General features: G+C 35.3%; 17 protein-coding genes and 1 pseudogene. 9 read left to right on the forward strand and 9 right to left on the reverse strand.

Annotated features, from left to right (window positions below):
• Positions 1-26 precede the first annotated feature (26 nt).
• The 5 genes from E5D58_RS14660 to E5D58_RS14680 form a co-directional block, all read right to left on the reverse strand.
• A complete protein-coding gene (locus E5D58_RS14660; RefSeq protein WP_136483101.1) occupies positions 27-857 on the reverse strand; it encodes a TPM domain-containing protein in 831 nt (276 codons plus the stop codon).
• The gene (locus E5D58_RS14665; protein ID WP_136483103.1) at positions 854-1,291 is read right to left on the reverse strand and encodes a TPM domain-containing protein; all 438 of its coding nucleotides are present in this window, start codon (positions 1,289-1,291) and stop codon (positions 854-856) included. The genes E5D58_RS14660 and E5D58_RS14665 overlap by 4 nt, the downstream gene beginning before the upstream one ends.
• A gap of 20 nt (positions 1,292-1,311) precedes the next feature.
• Complete coding sequence (locus E5D58_RS14670) at positions 1,312-1,908, reverse strand: LemA family protein (RefSeq protein ID WP_136483105.1); 597 nt, start codon at positions 1,906-1,908, stop codon at positions 1,312-1,314.
• A gap of 62 nt (positions 1,909-1,970) precedes the next feature.
• Positions 1,971-2,300, reverse strand: coding sequence for a MerR family transcriptional regulator (locus E5D58_RS14675; RefSeq protein WP_136483107.1), 330 nt, complete (start codon positions 2,298-2,300; stop codon positions 1,971-1,973).
• Positions 2,300-3,271, reverse strand: coding sequence for a M23 family metallopeptidase (locus E5D58_RS14680; RefSeq protein ID WP_136483109.1), 972 nt, complete (start codon positions 3,269-3,271; stop codon positions 2,300-2,302). The genes E5D58_RS14675 and E5D58_RS14680 overlap by 1 nt, the downstream gene beginning before the upstream one ends.
• 221 nt (positions 3,272-3,492) lie before the next feature.
• On the opposite strand from E5D58_RS14680, the gene alaS reads away from it, so the two are divergent.
• From alaS to E5D58_RS14695, 3 genes are all read left to right on the forward strand, one after another.
• Entirely contained in the window at positions 3,493-6,105 is a 2,613-nt protein-coding gene (alaS, locus tag E5D58_RS14685; RefSeq protein WP_136483111.1) for an alanine--tRNA ligase, read from the forward strand.
• 2 nt (positions 6,106-6,107) lie between these two features.
• Positions 6,108-7,073 (forward strand): GSCFA domain-containing protein, encoded by a 966-nt coding sequence (locus E5D58_RS14690; protein ID WP_136483113.1) that lies wholly within the window; start codon positions 6,108-6,110, stop codon positions 7,071-7,073.
• 452 nt (positions 7,074-7,525) lie between these two features.
• A complete protein-coding gene (locus E5D58_RS14695; RefSeq protein ID WP_136483116.1) occupies positions 7,526-8,140 on the forward strand; it encodes a DUF4230 domain-containing protein in 615 nt (204 codons plus the stop codon).
• On the opposite strand, the gene E5D58_RS14700 is transcribed toward E5D58_RS14695, so the two are convergent.
• On the reverse strand, positions 8,129-8,440 hold the full coding sequence (locus tag E5D58_RS14700; RefSeq protein ID WP_136483118.1) for a rhodanese-like domain-containing protein: 312 nt from the start codon (positions 8,438-8,440) through the stop codon (positions 8,129-8,131). The two genes, E5D58_RS14695 and E5D58_RS14700, sit on opposite strands and share 12 nt — an antisense overlap.
• A gap of 115 nt (positions 8,441-8,555) precedes the next feature.
• Here E5D58_RS14700 and E5D58_RS14705 point away from each other — a divergent pair, with 115 nt between their 5' ends.
• Complete coding sequence (locus E5D58_RS14705) at positions 8,556-9,305, forward strand: enoyl-CoA hydratase/isomerase family protein (protein WP_136483120.1); 750 nt, start codon at positions 8,556-8,558, stop codon at positions 9,303-9,305.
• Here E5D58_RS14705 and E5D58_RS14710 read toward each other — a convergent pair whose 3' ends face one another.
• The gene (locus E5D58_RS14710; protein ID WP_136483122.1) at positions 9,306-11,063 is read right to left on the reverse strand and encodes an aromatic amino acid hydroxylase; all 1,758 of its coding nucleotides are present in this window, start codon (positions 11,061-11,063) and stop codon (positions 9,306-9,308) included. It abuts the gene before it with no gap.
• Between the two features lie 160 nt (positions 11,064-11,223).
• Here E5D58_RS14710 and E5D58_RS14715 point away from each other — a divergent pair, with 160 nt between their 5' ends.
• Positions 11,224-12,327 carry a bestrophin family protein gene (locus E5D58_RS14715; RefSeq protein ID WP_136483124.1) on the forward strand — a complete coding sequence of 368 codons (1,104 nt, stop codon included), beginning with the start codon at positions 11,224-11,226 and terminating at the stop codon, positions 12,325-12,327.
• Positions 12,328-12,386: 59 nt separating this feature from the next.
• On the opposite strand, the gene E5D58_RS14720 is transcribed toward E5D58_RS14715, so the two are convergent.
• Together E5D58_RS14720 and E5D58_RS15000 are read right to left on the reverse strand one after the other, a co-directional pair.
• Positions 12,387-12,959, reverse strand: a complete 573-nt coding sequence (locus tag E5D58_RS14720) for a DUF4136 domain-containing protein (protein ID WP_136483126.1) — start codon at positions 12,957-12,959, stop codon at positions 12,387-12,389.
• A 126-nt stretch (positions 12,960-13,085) separates the two neighbouring features.
• Complete coding sequence (locus E5D58_RS15000; protein ID WP_168796706.1) at positions 13,086-13,250, reverse strand: DUF5522 domain-containing protein; 165 nt, start codon at positions 13,248-13,250, stop codon at positions 13,086-13,088.
• 50 nt (positions 13,251-13,300) lie between these two features.
• On the opposite strand from E5D58_RS15000, the gene E5D58_RS14725 reads away from it, so the two are divergent.
• From E5D58_RS14725 to hemL, 4 genes and pseudogenes are all read left to right on the forward strand, one after another.
• Positions 13,301-13,645, forward strand: a complete 345-nt coding sequence (locus E5D58_RS14725) for a hypothetical protein (RefSeq protein ID WP_136483128.1) — start codon at positions 13,301-13,303, stop codon at positions 13,643-13,645.
• Entirely contained in the window at positions 13,629-14,537 is a 909-nt protein-coding gene (locus E5D58_RS14730; RefSeq protein ID WP_136483130.1) for a 1-aminocyclopropane-1-carboxylate deaminase/D-cysteine desulfhydrase, read from the forward strand. The genes E5D58_RS14725 and E5D58_RS14730 overlap by 17 nt, the downstream gene beginning before the upstream one ends.
• A gap of 4 nt (positions 14,538-14,541) precedes the next feature.
• A pseudogene (locus tag E5D58_RS15250) lies at positions 14,542-15,138 on the forward strand (glycoside hydrolase family 73 protein); the annotation flags it as partial.
• A gap of 683 nt (positions 15,139-15,821) precedes the next feature.
• Positions 15,822-17,108 (forward strand): glutamate-1-semialdehyde 2,1-aminomutase, encoded by a 1,287-nt coding sequence (gene hemL / locus E5D58_RS14745; protein ID WP_136483132.1) that lies wholly within the window; start codon positions 15,822-15,824, stop codon positions 17,106-17,108.
• Positions 17,109-17,175 lie beyond the last annotated feature (67 nt).

Consider the following 17,175-nt stretch of genomic DNA (forward strand, 5'->3'; position numbering starts at 1 on the left):
AATTCTTATTTAATCAGAATAGTTTTTTACCAACCTCCAGATGCACCACCGCCGCCAAAGCCACCGCCGCCAAAGCCACCGCCAAATCCGCCACCACCAAAACTGCCTCCCGAGCTTCCACCCCAACCGCTAGAGCCACCGCGATAGTTACCGCGTCCCATATTACTCAGAATTATGGCGTCCCAAATATCTAAACCTCCTGAGCGTCTGCCACCGCTACCGCGTCCACCGCGCTTATTTTTTGAAATGGATATTAAAATAATAATGAATATTACAATCAAGAGAAATATAAATCCAGCTGGAAATTCATCTTTATTCCCTTTTCTGGTGCCTTTGTATTCTCCATTAAGAACTTCAAAAATAGCATCAGCACCACGATTTAGTCCACCGGAATAGTCATTTCGTTTAAAAAAAGGAATAATATCGCGCTCAATAATGCGCTTAGAGAGGGCATCTGTTAATAGGTGTTCAATACCGTAGCCCGTATTAATGGCAATACGTCTATCGTTTTTAGCAAGAAGAATTAAAATACCATTATCTTCTTTCGCTTGACCAATACCCCATTTTTGGCCCCATTGGGCACCCAAATAATTAATGTTTTCCCCATTCGTAGAATTGATAATGGCTACAACTATTTGTGTTGAGGTGGTATCGGAATACCTAATGAGTTTTTGTTCTAAACGGTTTTTATCTCCTAAAGATAGTAGGTTGCTATAATCATAAACACTAGTTTGAAAATCTGGCTTTTCAGGGATGTCAAACTGAGCGAATCCTGTAGCTACTGAGAGTAAAGCTACAAGACCAAAAATTAATATATTTTTAGTGATATATATTGATGTTTTGTTTTTCAATATCATCCTTTTGATATCTCGTTGCTTAGTTCGTTAGTATCGTCATCCTGGTAAGGGAAATATGTTTTCAAACGTTCGCCAGATCTTAAAATTCCCTGCACTAACCCTTCCTTAAACGCATTGTTTTTAAAATGTGTTTGCATAATATCTTTAGTACAATCCCAAAAATCTGGTTCTACAACCTTGTTTATGCCTTCATCACCATAAATTACAAAGGTTCTATCTTCCACAGCAACATAAATAAGCACCGCGTTTTTAAGCTTTGTATTATCCATTTTAAGAATATGGAACACTTCTAAAGCCCTAGAGGAAGCATCGCCATCTGAGTTTTTTTCTATATGAACTCTAATTTCGCCAGAAGTATTAAGTTCTGCTAAGCGAATAGCTTCAATAATATCCTGCTCTTCTTCAGCGGTGAGGAAGTTTTCTATTTTTGACATCACTAACGATATTCTAATTGTTAGTTAAAGTCAAAATCTACATCGGGCGCTTTTTCGCTACCAGCTTCAGATTTGTAATAACTCATATCGTCAAAGTTTAAAACACCTGCCAGTAAAGAGTTGGGAAATGTTTTGATATGCTTATTATATGGGGTGACCGCCTCATTAAACCGGTCTCTGGCTACGTTTATTCTGTTTTCAGTGCCTTCTAGTTGACTTTGTAGTTCTAAAAAGTTTTGATTGGCTTTTAAATCTGGATAGCGTTCCACCGTTACCAATAAGCTTTTCAAAGCTCCAGACAAGCCACTTTGAACTTCACTAAATTTGGCCATTTGTTCTGCGCTTAAATTAGAAGGGTCAATATTCATGGAAGTAGCTTTAGCCCTAGCTTCAATAACATCTTTTAAGGTTCCTCTCTCAAAATCTGCTGCGCCTTGAACGGTTTTTACAAGGTTTCCAATAAGGTCATTTCTTCTTTGATAACTGCTTTCAACATTAGCCCAAGTTTTTGTTGCGTCTTCCTTAAGGTTCACAGCCGTGTTGTTAAAGCCCTTAACCCAAGAGTAAATCCCGAAAATAACTACGGCAACAATAATCCATGGTAAAAATTTTTTCATGATAATTTATTTTTGAATAATTTGTTAAATAGTATTCATTAGACACCAGTCTTAAAAAAAAGTTACAAGTGTTTCTTAATTTTAATCAATTGATCTTTGACATCTTCTAGCTTACTAATAATTTCAAAATTGGTAAGTGTTTCCTTTTTACCTTCTTTTAAATGAATTTTGGCGCCTTCAAGGGTGAAACCCCGTTCTTTAACAAGGTGAAAAATCAACTTAAGGTTTTTTATGTCGTCTGGAGTGAATTTTCTATTTCCTTTAGCGTTCTTTTTTGGTTTTAAAGCATCAAATTCTTTTTCCCAAAAACGTATAAGAGATGTGTTTACATTAAAAGCTTTAGCGACTTCGCCAATGCCATAGTATCTTTTTTCTGGTAGGTCTATATGCATTAATCTAAGGATTGATTTTCCAATGAAGCATGTTCTAATAACTTGTTAAATTCATCGGCCGTTAAACTTCCATAATAAAAATTAATGGGGTTAATAGCTTTCTTATCTTTGTGAATTTCATAATGTAGGTGCGGAGCTTGCGAGCGCCCTGTACTACCAACAAAACCGATTAAATCTCCACGCTTAACTTTTTGGTTTCTCTTTACATTGTATTTATACAAATGCGCATATAAACTCATATACCCGTAGCCATGGTCTATTCTAATATGTTTTCCATAACCGGTAGCTCTAGAATCCGCTCTTTTAACAACGCCGTCACCAGTGGCATAAATAGGAGTACCTCTGGGCGCAGTAAAATCCATACCCTTATGCATTTTTCTTACTTTAGTAAAAGGGTCCGAACGCATACCGTAACCAGAAGCCATCCTAGTAAGGTCTTCATTGCTAACTGGTTGAATGGCAGGAATGGCTGCCAATAATTTTTCTTTTTCTGCAGCAAGGGAAGCAATTTCATCTAACGATTTAGATTGTATTACAATTTGTTTCTGTAAAATATCAAGACGTTTATTGCTTTCAATAATAAGTTTGGAATTATCAAAACCTTCAAGATTTTTGTACCTGTTTATACCACCAAAACCAGCTCGTCGCTGTTCGTCTGGAATGGGGTTGGCTTCAAAATAAACGCGGTAAATTGTATTGTCTCTATCTGCAATATTTGATAAAACAGCTTCGGCATGTTCCATTTTTTTGTTAAGCAATTCAAACTGCAATTGGGCATTTTGCAATTCCCGTTTTAGGGCGCGCTCTTTAGGAGACTCGATATATTGGCTGCCAACAAACACAAAAATAAAAGCGAAAAAAGCCGCAGCTAAAAGAAATATCATCGCATACTTAAAGGTAGTACGTTTTTTGCGCTCTATTTTTCTGTATGAAAGCGTATCTGAATCGTAATAATATTTTACCTTACTCATTAGTTAAAATATGCTATTTTTGCTGAAAAATTGAGGGCTACAAATACCTTCAATTTAGTAAGTAAACGAACAAACCTACAAAAAAATTATTATCCTGTTTTCGATAATAGGTTGTTTGAAGGTATAGCTGTTAAAATTTAAAATAAATTTGCAGCGTAAATATAAAAATTGTTTTGCATTAAATAGTAAAATAATCAAAGCAGCATTTTTAAAAGGAATACATGAAGTCACAAGAAATTCGCTCTAAGTTTTTAAGTTTTTTTGCCGATAAGAAGCACAGTATTGTGCCTTCTGCACCTATGGTTTTAAAAGATGATCCCACGCTAATGTTTGTAAATTCAGGCATGGCACCTTTTAAAGAGTATTTTTTAGGAAATGCAGAGCCAAAAAATAATAGAATAGCCGATACACAAAAGTGTTTGCGTGTTTCAGGAAAGCATAATGACCTTGAAGAGGTTGGTTACGATACTTACCATCACACATTATTTGAAATGCTTGGTAACTGGAGTTTTGGTGATTATTTTAAAAAAGAAGCTATTGCTTGGGCTTGGGAACTACTTACGGAGGTCTATGGTATAGAAAAAGACATTTTATATGTTACCGTTTTTGAAGGTAGTGAAGAAGATGGAATCGGTATGGATACCGAAGCTTATAATTTCTGGAAAGAATTTATATCTGAAGACCGTATTCTTAAAGGAAATAAAAAAGATAATTTCTGGGAAATGGGAGATCAAGGTCCATGCGGACCTTGCAGTGAAATTCATGTAGACATTAGATCTGCGGAAGAAAAGGACAAGGTTTCAGGGAAAGAATTGGTTAATAAGGATCATCCCCAGGTGGTTGAAATATGGAATTTAGTTTTCATGCAATATAACCGAAAGGCTAACGGATCGTTAGAGAGCTTACCAAACAAGCATATTGATACAGGCATGGGCTTTGAGCGCCTATGTATGGTGCTTCAGGGCGTGCAATCTAATTATGATACCGATGTGTTTACACCGCTAATTAGAGAGATTGAAACCATTTCGAGTAAACAATATGCGAAAAATGAGAAGATAGACATTGCAATTCGCGTTATTTCTGACCATGTGAGAGCAGTTGCATTTTCTATAGCTGATGGGCAATTACCAAGCAACACGGGTGCAGGCTATGTAATAAGACGTATTTTACGTCGAGCGGTTCGTTATGGGTTTACTTTTTTAGATAAAAAGGAACCGTTTATTTACAGATTGGTTGATGTGTTGAGCAAAAGAATGGGAGAAGCTTTTCCTGAATTGAAGTCTCAAAAACATTTAATTGAAAATGTCATAAAAGAAGAGGAACAATCATTCCTTAGAACTTTAGATCAGGGTTTAATACTTCTTAATAGAATAGTTGATGAGACTGAAGGAGGCATGGTATCAGGAGAAAAGGCTTTTGAATTGTATGATACTTATGGGTTTCCAATCGATTTAACCGCACTCATTTTGTCTGAAAAGGGATTAAGCCTAGATGAAGCAGGTTTTAATAAAGAGCTACAGAAGCAAAAAAATAGATCGCGCGCAGCTAGTGAGATGTCTACGGATGATTGGACTGTTCTTTCCGAGGATTCTGAAGAGGAATTTGTGGGATATGATAACTTAGAAGCACATGTAAAGCTTACCAGATACCGAAAGGTTAGCTCGAAAAAAGACGGCGATATGTATCAACTTGTATTTAATTTAACACCTTTTTATCCAGAAGGAGGCGGGCAAGTTGGAGATAAAGGCTATTTAGAAGATGCTTATGGCGATGTGGTGTATATCCTAGATACTAAAAAAGAGAATAATGTAATTATTCATTTTGCTAAAAATTTACCAAATCATTTAGAAGAGAATTTTAAAGCGGTTGTTGATTCTAAACAACGCCATAGAACCGAATGTAATCATACGGCTACGCACTTGTTGCACCAAGCATTGCGAGAAGTTTTAGGAACTCATGTTGAGCAGAAAGGTAGTGCCGTACATTCGAAGTATTTACGATTTGATTTTTCGCATTTTTCTAAATTAACAGTAGAAGAATTGCGAGATGTTGAGCAATTTGTTAATAGAAGAATAGAAGGGAAATTACCACTTATTGAAAAGAGAAGGATTCCAAAAGAAGAAGCCATTGCAGAGGGCGCTATGAGTTTGTTTGGTGAGAAATATGGGGATACTGTGCGAGCCATTAGGTTTGGAAACTCTATTGAGCTTTGTGGAGGAACACACGTAAAAAACACATCAGATATTTGGCACTTTAAAATAGTTTCTGAAGGCGCTGTAGCTGCTGGAATAAGACGTATTGAGGCCATTACTAACGATGCTGTAAAAGACTTTTATTTTGAAAATAATAGAGCGTTTTTTGAAATGAAAGATTTGCTAAATAACACCAAAGAGCCAGTAAAAGCACTTAAAAATCTGCAGGAAGAAAATACCGCACTTAAAAAAGAAATAGAGCTTTTACTAAAAGATAAAGCAAAGCATATTAAAGCACAGCTTAAAAGTGATCTTCAGGAGATTAATGGCGTACAATTTTTGGCTAAGAAACTTGACTTAGATGCTGGCGGTTTAAAAGATGTGGCATTCGAATTAGGAAGTCAGTTTGACAATTTGTTCTTGCTGTTTGGAACCGAGCAAAAAGGGAAGGCTTTGTTGTCATGTTACATCTCAAAAGAACTCGTAGCCAATAAAGGGTTGAATGCAGGGCAAGTAGTTCGGGAATTAGGGAAATATATTCAAGGTGGTGGTGGTGGCCAACCTTTCTTTGCAACGGCAGGAGGTAAAAACCCAGAAGGCATTGATGAGGCACTTAATAAAGCGAAGGATTATCTTTCTTAACTTTGAAACTACAAACTAAAATACCACTAGAACCGCGGTCTAAAAAACAAATAGACTATCATTCAAATGTATTTTTAGTGGGCTCATGTTTTTCCGAAAATATCGGGAATAAGTTAACTTATTTTAAGTTCAAAACTTATCAAAATCCATTCGGGATTCTATTTCATCCCAAAGCGATTGAATCGTTGCTAAATGATGTCGTTTCTGAAAACGTATTTTCTAGTAAGGATGTCTTTTGTCATAATGAACAATGGCACTGTTACAAGGCACATTCTGCTATAAGTAATGCTAGTAAAGCAGGTTTGTTGAATTCGTTGAATGAGCAAGTTGCATTAGCTCGAAATCAAATTAAAAAAGCGTCGCATATTGTCATTACATTGGGCACAGCATGGGTTTACGAACATGTAAAAAGTAATAAGGTTGTGGCTAATTGCCATAAAGTTCCTCAAAAAGAGTTTCAAAAGAAATTATTATCTGTCGATTCTATAGTAGAGTCCATTAATAATATGGTTAGTTTTATTAACCAGTTAAACACAAAAGTATCGATTATTTTTACAGTGTCTCCAGTAAGGCATTTAAAAGATGGCTATGTTGCTAATACTCAAAGTAAGTCTCACTTAATTTCAGCCATTCATCAAGTTTTAAATAATCCTGTTTTTATTAAAAAAGTTGATTGCTCTTACTTTCCTTCTTATGAAATCATGATGGACGAGCTCAGGGATTATCGCTTTTATAAGGATGATATGGTACATCCTAGCCCCTTGGCCATTCAATATATTTGGGAACAATTTAAAAGTGTTTGGATCTCGCAGTCTGCTTTTGGAACTATAAAAGCAGTTGAAAACATTCATAAGGGGCTACAGCATAAAACCTTCAATCCAGATTCATTGGCACATCAACGTTTTTTAGAAAAATTGCAGCATAAAATTGAAGAGCTTCAAAGTACATACGCTCATATTACTTTTTAGAGAATAATCCAGGTGATAATTAGTTACAATTCTATGATATGACCTATTTCAAAATAGGTACGTTTATCGGATTTTTAATTCAATAAACAAATATTAGTGGCAGTTTATCGATTAATTAATTAATCTTTATTGATAAATTGTAAATTCAAAACGCTATTAATCAGTTCATATAAAGAGCATCGGTTGTATAAATTTCTCATGATTTTGCAGCAGGTGCTTTTTTTATGATTTCAGTTTTTTGAGTAGCCCGATTAGGTTAGTTAAAAACTATATTTAAACATTTCTTAACGCTTCGTTAATCGGAGAAGGTTCTTACGTGTTATATATTTGTATCGTTAGTTTGAATTTCATAATTACATTGGTTAGACTTCTTATGTCGAAGGAAATCGATGTTTTTTGCTTTTCTATACATATGTTAAGCTAGACAGTGAAATTATTTCTAAATTTAGGACATGCGAAAAATTCTATTCGGTGTTATTATCACATTAATCGTTTTGTTTTCTTTCAAATATTGCGAAGAAAGAAAAGAAAGCAAGTTAGTACTTCAAGAGAACTCATTACTTATTCAAACCCAAATTAAAAATGTTGGAAAGCTAATAGTAACGGAAGGCCATTTTAGCGAAGTTTTCAATTATAAAAATTCCAAAGAGATTTTTGGGGATTACGTTACTTCTGAAAAGAAAGCTTTAGTAGTAGTTAATGCAGAGGTAACGATTGCTTATGATTTGAGTAAGATTGAATTTAGCATAGACGCAGATAGAAAAATATTAATAATAGAAAAGATTCCTGAGGAAGAGATTAAAATTAATCCTGACTTTGAGTATTATGATGTTCAAGCAGATTTTTTAAATCCCTTTGAAGCTAAAGACTATAATGCCATTAAAAGTATTGTGAAAAAGGCTTTGAATAAGAAAATTGGAAACTCTGAATTAAAAAGGAACGCTAAGAATAGATTAATAAGTGAGTTGTCAAAATTTTATATACTTACCAATTCGTTGGGTTGGACGCTTCAATACAATGAATCTTTAATAAGCTCTATCCATGATATTGAAGATTTAAAGCTTTAGCTTGCTTTTTAAAGTTTTCCAACCGCCACCATTAATTGCGTTTATATTATTAGACTTTAGAATAGATGCGGCATTTGCGGAACGTATACCGCTCGCACAACAAGTAATTATGGGTTTTTGGTAGGCTTCAATATCGGCTATCTTAGATTTGAGAGTTTGCAATGGGACGTTTATAGATTCTTGTATCGCTCCTTTATGATACTCCTGAGGTGTACGTACATCAATAATAATAGCTCCTTTTTCTTTAAACGATTTAATATCATTATTTCTGTTACCAAAAAGTAAATTTAATATGCCCATTGTAATTCTTTTTTTTACAAAGAACAATAAAATATTACGTTTGTCCTGTAACAAGGGTTACTTTAGCAATTCGTTTTCAAATTTTTGTATATTCACTTTTATAATTTAGCATTCAATGGATTCTTATGTTACCTTGAAGGTAGTTAATAAAGTTGGTTATGTGGAGTTTTTTCATCCCAACAGAAATTCTATGCCCAGTGATATTTTAGCTATCCTTGCCAAAACTATTGAAGAGGCTGGAGAGAATCAAGCCATAAAGGTGATTGTGCTTAAAAGTGGCGGTAATAGAACCTTTTGTGCTGGGGCAAGTTTTAATGAAATAATGGCTATTAATGATGAAGAAACTGGAAGGCAATTTTTTTCTGGGTTTGCCAACGTTATTAATGTTATGAGGAAGTGTCCAAAACTGATTATAGGTAGAGTGCAGGGTAAAACAGTTGGGGGAGGAGTGGGCTTAGCCGCAGCGACCGATTATTGCATGGCTACAAAATATGCCGCAATAAAATTAAGTGAATTAAGTATTGGAATTGGGCCATTTGTTATAGAACCTGTTTTGACTAGAAAAATTGGTATTACCACCATGTCGCAAATGACTATTAATGCCGAAGCTTTTTTTTCAGCAGATTTTGCCAAAGAAAAAGGGTATTATGCTGAAGTTTATGAAAGTACTGAGGAGCTAGATAAAGCTGTAAGCGCACTAGCGGAAAAACTATCAGGATATAACCCAGAAGCTTTGAAAGAGATGAAATCTATTTTTTGGCAGAATACAGAGCATTGGGATGATTTACTAAATGAGCGTGCTAAAATGAGTGGCAAATTGGTGTTGAGCGCATTCACAAAAAACACTTTAAAACGCTTTAGGTAATCAAATCTCTATTGTTTTTTGATTGATAATATTCAGCCCATCATCAATTAAATGACCAAGTTGGGGTTTGCGTTGTTTTACTTCTTCAAGATGGGACAAAATTTGAGTACACAACACCTTATTATTTTCATTGAAAGCCAATTCATAAAGTTCAACAGCGAGCAACCAGTCAAATGGATGATTTTTAACAAGGGTTTCAAGAACTTTGGTTCGTGATGCTGTTTGGTTTTTACCAGTTCTATAATCTCTTATTTGTTGGTACAGGTCTTCTAGCTCTAAACGAGAGTTTGATTTTTTTACATGAATGGTTTTTGAGGATGGTTTATGAGTAATCAAATCGAAGCTGTTTAAATCTGCAGGTCCAGAAAAGGCAGAAACAATGCTTTTTCCAACGGCCATATCATAAATGCCCCATTCAGGCTTGAATAAAAGAGTGTCTTGATGAGTAACGGTGCAGTTTTTAAAGCTTATTAATATAATTTTACCTTGTAAGTTTCTTTTTCCTGTTATGATTTTTCCGGAAACTATAATGCTTCCTTCAAACTCAAGCGAAACCTGCTTTTCTTCGTAAATATTGTAAGCGGCTAAATCTCTGGGACTCATATCTTCAATAGCTAAATTTATACCTTTTAGTTTTCCTATAGGAGAACCATAACCTTTTTTATGCGCTTTACGACTATGGCCAACGAGTTCTTTTTCTCGGTAAGATAGAGCTGTGGGACTTTGGGTCTGAATATAAATGGGGTGCCCCTTATGTTCAATTACACTAGTAAAAACTCCAGATATTTGAAGTCCGGTACTTAATTCAATGGTGCCCAAAGCCTTGGATTCAATGAGTTTTTTTATACCACTCAGGCCTCCTGTTCTTAGTCCCATGGTATTTGCAAACTCCTCCAAGATTAAACTTAAATGAGCAAAATCTGGTGTAACAAATAATTGCGGTTGCGGTTTTGTGATATCAAAATTAGTGAATGCAGCGTCAATATTATAGGGTAGTTTTTTAACTTCATTTGTCAAGCACCAAGCACTCTCACCAATAGAAGATAAAAGTCCTGCACCATAAATTTTTGGACTATCGATGCTGCCTATAAGCCCGTATTCTACAGTCCACCAATGCAAGTTTCTTATGAGTGCCATTTCGCTTGGTTGTCCCATATTTTTCTGAAGCGCATTTACTTTAAATTCAGCTTCCGTAATGGCTTCCTTACTCGTGTTTGAGGCTTCTTTAATGATTGATAGATATCTTACTGCTTCGTACAACTCATAATCTTTAGCTGAAGCAATTGCTTTTGATCCAATTTCACCAAAACGTCTTAAGTATTCAGCATATTCTGGATTGGCAATTATAGGCGCATGCCCTGCTCCCTCATGAATTATATCTGGTGCAGGTGTATATTCAATATGTTCTAGCTGCCTGATATCACTTGCAATTACAAGCACGTTGTACGCTTGAAATTCCATAAAGGCATTGGGGGGGATAAAACCATCAACAGCAACAGCAGCCCAGCCAATCTCTTTTAAAATACGGTTCATCCCATACATATTGGGAATATTGTCAATAGCAATGCCAGTTTGCTTTAGTCCGTTTAGATAAGATTCATGTGCCACTGTACTTAAAAAATCAACATTTTTACGCATCACATAGCGCCAAACAGCCTGATCTATAGACGAGTATTCTTCATAATTTTGAGGTTTAATAAACTGTTTTAAATGTTCTGGGAGACGATTTAAAATGTGGTTTGATACGATCGTATTCATGAAGAAAAGTGTTCAGTGGGTTTTATATATAAAAATACGAAATATTGATTAAAACTGCTTTTTTGTTGTTAATATTTGAATAATTTCAGGATACGGATTAATTTGATTGCGAATAAATCTAATATTTCAATATATTTATGATGTAAAATAGCTGTATTAAATGTATACAAAACGATTGTTTCCCGCAGGAGTAGTAATAAGGTGGACGCTAAGACATATTCTACTTTTTCTGTTCTTACCCATCATTCCTGTTTTTTTATTTGATGTTTTAGAACTTAAATGGTTGCATGCACCTTGGCTGCCGTTAGGGGTGCTTGGTACAGCTGTGGCTTTTATAATTGGTTTTAAAAATAACGCCTCGTATGATAGGCTTTGGGAGGCGAGGAAAATTTGGGGAGGTATCGTTAATTCATCACGCTCATGGACCATTATGGTAAAAGATTTTATTACTAATGATTATACCATGACTAATTTATCGAAAGAAGAAATAGAGGGTATAATAAAGGAGTTGGTGTATAGGCATATTGCATGGCTTACAGCGCTTAGATATCAGCTTAGGGAAGATAGGCCATGGGAAATGCACTTAAAAAAAGGACGGTCTAATCTAGAGTTTAAGGCGGCTAAATATAGAATACGGGAAGAAGAGATTTCGCTAGAAGACAAGTTAAAAAAATATTTATCCAAAGAAGATTATGACGAAGTAATGGCTAAAGGGAATAGAGCTTCTCAAATTTTAGGTATTCAGTCTCGCCGTTTAAAAGAATTAATGGATCGAGGATTGATTGAGGATTTTAGACACATGGAAATGGCCAATATGCTGGTTGAGTTTTACACCTTACAAGGGCAGTGCGAGCGTATTAAAAATTTTCCATACCCTCGACAATTCGCTACACTTAACTATTGGTTTGTGTGGATTTTTATCTTATTCTTACCTTATGGGCTAATGGAAGAGTTTGAAGCTTTTGGAGCTAAGATATTTGTGTTGCTAGACAAACACCCCGATCAAACCTCTACAATTCATCAACTTCAAGAGTTTATAGCGCTTCATTTTGTTTGGTTTACAGTGCCTTTTAGTGCCTTGATTTCTTGGGTGTATCACACCATGGAAATGATTGGAGAGAATACAGAAAACCCTTTTGAAGGAGGTCCTAACGACGTGCCCATTACCGATTTATGTAGAAGTATTGAAATTGATATTAGGGAACTAATAGATGATACTGATATTCCTAAACCATACAATTGGGTTAATAATATAGTTATGTGATATGAACTAACTTGAGTGACTGTTTAAAAGAGAAAGGTACAGGTTTTAAGGAAAAAATCTTACTGTTTAGAAATTTCTGGTGGGTATTTCGCCATAATCTTAGTAACAAATTCCTTAATTCTAGCTTCTTTTTTCTCCATTTTTCTGGTAAGATAGCCTGTGCCCACACCTTGCCAAATAAGTTCTTTTTTGTTGGCGTCTAAAAGATCAATAAACAGCTGTCCTTCAACACTTGTTGATACACTGGGTTGGTTCCAACCCCAACCCCATCCGGGACCATACCAGCCTCCATAAGGACCCCAGCCACCCCAGCCCCAACCACCGTAACCCCAGTAGTTGTTGTAAACATCTACGCGTTGCTGCGATGCTGTAAAGAGGCTAACCAATATATCTGGGTCTTTAGACTTTGTTAAACCTTTGTTTAAAAGTTCTGCTTCAATAGCTCTTAAAATCCTGCGTTTGTCTAAATCACTTATTTGTGCTTTGTCAATGCCGTTTTTAAAAAAAGCAAATGTTTTAAATTCAGAAAAATTTGCATTAGTATCATAATCTGCAGATACTTTAACAGAACTGCAAGCATTAACTGAGACAATGAGGACAAGAAAAAACAAAGCCTTTATTAAATATTTCATGGTAAAACGACGTAATAGGTTAATAAAATAACTAAGTATATAGAAGATACTAAGCTAGTTAAATACATTATTTAGTTAATTAAAAGCAACAAGAATCGTACCAAAACAAGAGGTGCTATAATTGAGTTACTTTTTAATGGTGTTAGTTTTTTTGCTATATCCATAAGGGCAATGCCTGCATCCACTTTCGCAACAATAACCTCTTTTTAGATGATATTGTTCAGTAAAACAACGGTAACCTTCGGGTGTTAAGTAATAGTCACCTTCTTCAATAGGAATTATCTTTTTCATATAAAACAAAGATAATGCAATTTGGATTGATTTTTGATTAAACAACAAGTATGGTTTTAATTTCAAGAATTTTAGTGCCAAAAGGATATCTAGGGCTTGCTGTTTATCCATTTATTTTTCTAAAAGAGAAGAGTTTGAGAAATAACAAAAATCTTTTAAATCATGAGATGATTCACTTGAAGCAACAGTTAGAGATGCTTATCATTCCATTTTATCTATTTTACGTTATAGAGTTTGTTGTTAAACTTGCCACATATAAACAATGGGCAAAGGCATATAGGAATATTTCTTTTGAACGTGAAGCTTATAGATATGAATCTAATTTAAGTTATTTAAAACAACGACGATTTTGGAGTTTTTTAAAGTATATTCGTACTAATGATCTTCAAACCTAAAAAAAGCATTCTAGAGCAGGTAGATGTTCCTAATGAAAATGTTCAGCTATATTTAAAGCGAGAGGATAAAATTCACGATTTCGTATCTGGAAATAAATACAGGAAGCTTAAGTATAATTTACTTGAGGCAAAGCGGTTGGGTTTTAAAACATTATTAACTTTTGGCGGTGCTTATTCTAATCATATTGCCGCGGTCGCTGCAGCCGGTAATTATTTAGGACTGTGTACAATTGGGGTAATTCGAGGAGAAGAATTAAAGGGTAATTTTTTGGAAAACCCAACTTTAAATTTTGCGGAACAACATGGTATGCGTTTTAAGTTTGTTTCTAGAGCAGCCTACAGAGAAAAAACTTCAGATGCTTTTTTAGAGGGATTAAAAAAGGATTTTGGTGATTTTTATTTAATTCCTGAAGGCGGTACAAATCTGCTCGCGGTAAAAGGATGCGAAGAGATTTTGGAAGATATTAGTTTAGAATTTGATTATATCTGTTGTGCAGTGGGTACTGGAGGTACTTTATCAGGACTTATAAACTGTTCAAAACCTAGTCAACAAGTTTTAGGTTTTCCTGCATTAAAAGGTAGCTTTTTAAGGGAAGATATTGTTAAATTTGTAAAACAAACCAATTGGGATTTAATAACCGACTATCATTTTGGGGGATATGCAAAAATTAATCTAGATTTAATTAAGTTTATAAATCAGTTTAAGCAGAATACAAAAATTCCTCTAGATCCCATTTATACAGGAAAAATGATGTTTGGGGTTTTTGATTTAATTGAGAAGGGGTTCTTTCCTAAAGGTTCGAGAATTTTAGCAATCCATACTGGTGGTTTACAGGGGATTGAGGGCATGAATATTAAATTAAAAAAAATGAATTTACCAATTATTACTTGAAACTATGAATAGATTACTTCTATTATTATGCCTCAGTTTGGCGGTTTTTAGCTGTAAATCAAAGCAAGCGGCTGTTACAAAAGGTTCTAACTCAAGTTCAAGCTCAAAACAAGTAGAGTCAAGGACTGGCGGTGCTACAAACGGGTCTAAGATTTATGCCAATAGTACCGAGCGTTATATAGATTTGCATAGGGTAACGGCTAAAGATGAAATGAGGTTATATGGTATACCAGCCAGTATTACGTTAGCTCAAGGTATTTTAGAATCCGGATCCGGTCAAGCTAGATTGGCTTTAGAAGCAAATAATCATTTTGGAATTAAGTGTCACGATTGGAAAGGAGGCAAAATTTATCATGATGATGATAAAAAACAGGAGTGTTTTAGAAAGTATGCTGATGCTAAATATTCATTTAGGGATCATTCATTATTCTTAACCGAGCGCGATAGGTATTCAAAGCTTTTTAAACTGCACCAAAAGGATTACACCGGTTGGGCAAGGGGGCTAAGAGCGGCAGGATACGCTACAGATAAGAAATACCCTCAAAAGTTAATAAGTCTTATAGAAAGATATAGACTCTATGAGTTAGATGAAGAGGTCTTAGCAGAAAAAGCCGAGAATAGTAAAAATGTGGCTTCCACGGCAGGCGCTTCTGGAACACAAATACTCATTCCCGGTAATAGAAAGGTACATACCGTTTCTAAAGGGGATACGCAATATTCTATTTCAAAAAAGTATAATCTTACAGTTAAGGAGCTTCAAGATTTGAATGGCTTAAAAAACACGACGCTTTATTTAGGGCAGGTATTGTTGATAGAAGGAGTTGCAGGATCTGAATCGTCAGAATTGGGGTTAACAAAGCCGAAATCATCAAATGTGCCAACACCGCGAACTTCAACGGTCACTACAACCTCAACATCAGGAGGAGCAAATAAGAAAGTTCATAAGGTGGTTAAAGGCGATACGCAGTATTCCATATCAAAAAAATATGGGCTTACTGTAAAGGAACTTCAAAGTATAAATGGTTTAAAAGACACCACACTTTATTTGGGGCAAGAACTTTCGGTAGTAGCTTCACCCTCAGTAGCGAAACCAACGTCAACAACTCCAATAACGACTAATAAAAAAGTTCATAAGGTAGTAAAGGGGGACACACAATATTCCATATCAAAAAAATATGGGCTTACAGTAAAAGAACTTCAAAGTTTGAATGGTTTAAAAGACACTTCATTATTTATAGGACAAGTTTTAGTGGTGAAACCATTATCTAAAAATTAACATAGTACATGATATATAAAAGAAGTAGTGCTTTATTTGCTGAGGCAGAAAAAGTAATTCCGGGAGGGGTTAATTCTCCTGTAAGAGCATTCAAAGGTGTAGGCGGCACCCCAATTTTTGTAAAAGAGGCAAAAGGAGCTTATTTATATGATGAAGATGGTAATCGTTTAGTAGATTATATTAATTCATGGGGACCTATGATTTTGGGTCATGCACATAAACCCGTTGTAGATGCTGTAGTTAATAAGGCTAAGCAAGGAACATCCTTTGGTATGCCCACTCAAATTGAAACTCGAATCGCTGAATTGGCAATTTCCATGGTTCCTAATATTGATAAAATACGCTTCGTAAATTCGGGAACAGAGGCATGTATGAGCGCCGTGAGATTGGCAAGAGGGTTTTCTAGGAAGGATAAAATTATAAAGTTTGCGGGTTGCTATCATGGGCATTCCGATTCGTTTTTAATCCAGGCAGGAAGTGGTGCAAGCACCTTTGGTACTCCCAATAGTCCAGGAGTTACCCAGGGGACGGCTAAGGATACGCTATTGGCTACCTATAATGATCTTGATAATGTAAAATCTTTAATTGAAGCAAACAAAGATGAGGTAGCTTGTATTATTATTGAGCCAGTAGCGGGTAATATGGGATGTGTTCCACCGAAGGAAGGTTTTTTAAAAGGGTTAAGAGCATTGTGTGATTCTAATAATATCATGCTCATCTTTGATGAGGTAATGACGGGATTTCGATTAGCAAAGGGAGGCGCACAAGAACTTTTTAATATCAATGCAGATATTGTCTGCTTTGGAAAAGTTATTGGAGGAGGCCTACCAGTGGGTGCATTTGCGGCAAGGGATGAAATTATGGATTATTTAGCTCCAATGGGTCCAGTATATCAGGCAGGGACTTTAAGTGGAAATCCACTGGCTATGGCGGCTGGATTAGCCATGTTAACAGAACTAAACTTAGATAAAGAGGTTTTTAATAGGCTTGCGGAAAAAACCGAATATTTACATCAAGGTATTTCAAGAGTTTTAAATAATAATGGTATTACCCATACAATAAATAGGGTGGGGTCCATGATTTCAGTTCATTTTTCTGAAGATTATGTTGTTGATTTTGATTCGGCAGCGAAAGGAAATAATGAAACGTTTAAAGCTTTTTTTCATGGTTTACTTAACGCGGGTGTTTACATCGCGCCTAGTGCTTTTGAAACATGGTTTATTACAGATGCTTTGAGTTATGAAGATCTTGATTTTACTATTACAGCCATCGACAGGGTGTCAAAGAGTTTATAAAAAAATAAAGCGCATTTCTAATTTTTGAAATGCGCTTTTCATCAACAAACTATAATGAATAAACTAA

The organism is Cognatitamlana onchidii, from assembly GCF_004804355.1.
GTDB lineage: Bacteria > Bacteroidota > Bacteroidia > Flavobacteriales > Flavobacteriaceae > Cognatitamlana > Cognatitamlana onchidii.